This is a genomic window from Shewanella profunda (assembly GCF_023283765.1).
GTDB lineage: Bacteria > Pseudomonadota > Gammaproteobacteria > Enterobacterales > Shewanellaceae > Shewanella > Shewanella profunda.
Genome location: NZ_JAKILG010000106.1, coordinates 1 through 1,376, shown reverse-complemented (window position 1 = coordinate 1,376; position 1,376 = coordinate 1). Strand labels below are relative to the sequence as shown.

The window sequence follows — 1,376 nt, the reverse complement described above, 5'->3', positions numbered from 1 at the left end:
CATTTGATTACATCATGGCTTGCCTTAATGAACTGTGCCAACCAGCACCGGATATAGACAGCCTGTTACCATGGAATTTTAAAAGATAGGTGTAGTTGCCCGGACGCTTACGGCATAACAACATCAAGTTCGACAAGCTATCTATCTCATCTATTGGGAATTCGGGGGTGTGCCTTGGCCCTCCCTTTGCGCCAGATATAATATGGCACTCATCTCCCACAACCGATTCGGGATCAGCCGTTGTAGGGTCTATCACAAGTGCTTGTCTGCATATTGCGCATAGGTTGCCGGATTTGCCCCAGAGTATTTTTCGATTCTTATCTGAAATGGACACGTGGGCTTCCTTAAGTATGCCTAACGATTAAGCTAAGGGGCCGCGGAACGCGGTCCCAGCGAACGAAGTGAGCGCTTTGAGCGCATTGTTAGGAGCCGATTAACTCGACTCTGGCTGCCTGCCACTCCGCCCATGCATTTTCTGGATTGATATCTAGATACCCTCTGCTTTCTTCTACTTTCTTTTTTGCGTGCAGGGGCATCGCTATACATGCAGAGCTGCCTGTGATTTCTAGAACATCTACTTCTGTAAGTGGGCTGCCTTTTTCGTGTTCTCTGTTCAAGAGTACTGCTACTAGTGCGGGTACGTGAACCAAGAACATCTCTTCTTCTGGCGCTGGCGCTTGATTGCTATCAGATTCCTTCATTTTATTATGTGTCCATGGCGCGGTGCCTGCATAGGCTCCTAACGCCAAGCTAAGCGGCGCAGCTTTGCTGCGTCCTTGCTTGAGCGCCTTGTTAGGGCTTTATGCCAGTTTAAATACGACATTGCCCGATTTAAATTGTTTTAGCTTAATAGCCGACTCATTTAGCAGAGCCTCTGCGCCAGTTACCAGCCAAAAGCTCTTAACGGCTTGAGCCGCATGGTTTTCCGATTTCTCGTTGTAGCAAACCAGCGTGTTGATGCTACGTTTTTTAAGCCAACTTCTTAATTTTTTATACAGTGCTTCAACGGCCTGATGCGAAGAGAAGTTGTAAGAACCATCCAGATCAGTTGAGGCAATAGCAATACGGCCTGACGTAAGGATTCCATCTTCGAGGATGCTCCGCAGATATTGGATAAAACCATCGTCGAATAGAATCTCATCGAAGAGCTTCCCTTGCTTAAGACTTACACCATCAATACTTAGTAGGTGATTATCAAAGGCCGCATGATCATCTTGATTCATAAAGTATTGAAACTCACTCCGCATCTCGATTCCTTTGAGCCCTAGACATAATGACTCCCCACAAAGATGCTGATCTCCAATCAATCGTGGATTAGCTTAAAGCCAGAGCCATAATAGTTTTGTCAAAGAAACTAAAAATTGGAGATCAGCATG

Annotated in this window: 3 protein-coding genes; all 3 read right to left on the bottom strand. The window is 46.0% G+C overall.

Annotated features, from left to right (window positions below):
* Positions 1–7: 7 nt before the first annotated feature.
* The 3 genes from L2744_RS21405 to L2744_RS21395 all read right to left on the bottom strand — a co-directional run bounded on the left by L2744_RS21405 (position 8) and on the right by L2744_RS21395 (position 1,247).
* Positions 8–334 carry an HNH endonuclease gene (locus tag L2744_RS21405; protein ID WP_248993762.1) on the bottom strand — a complete coding sequence of 109 codons (327 nt, stop codon included), beginning with the start codon at positions 332–334 and terminating at the stop codon, positions 8–10.
* A gap of 88 nt (positions 335–422) precedes the next feature.
* On the bottom strand, positions 423–701 hold the full coding sequence (locus L2744_RS21400; RefSeq protein ID WP_248993761.1) for a hypothetical protein: 279 nt from the start codon (positions 699–701) through the stop codon (positions 423–425).
* Between the two features lie 99 nt (positions 702–800).
* Entirely contained in the window at positions 801–1,247 is a 447-nt protein-coding gene (locus L2744_RS21395) for a hypothetical protein (RefSeq protein ID WP_248993760.1), read from the bottom strand.
* Positions 1,248–1,376 lie beyond the last annotated feature (129 nt).

What these genes read in the sequence shown, in the direction of transcription:
- L2744_RS21400 (WP_248993761.1), bottom strand. Translation starts at nt 701, where the DNA reads ATGAAGGAATCTGATAGCAATCAAGCGCCAGCGCCAGAAGAAGAGATG.
- L2744_RS21395 (WP_248993760.1), bottom strand. Translation starts at nt 1,247, where the DNA reads ATGCGGAGTGAGTTTCAATACTTTATGAATCAAGATGATCATGCGGCC.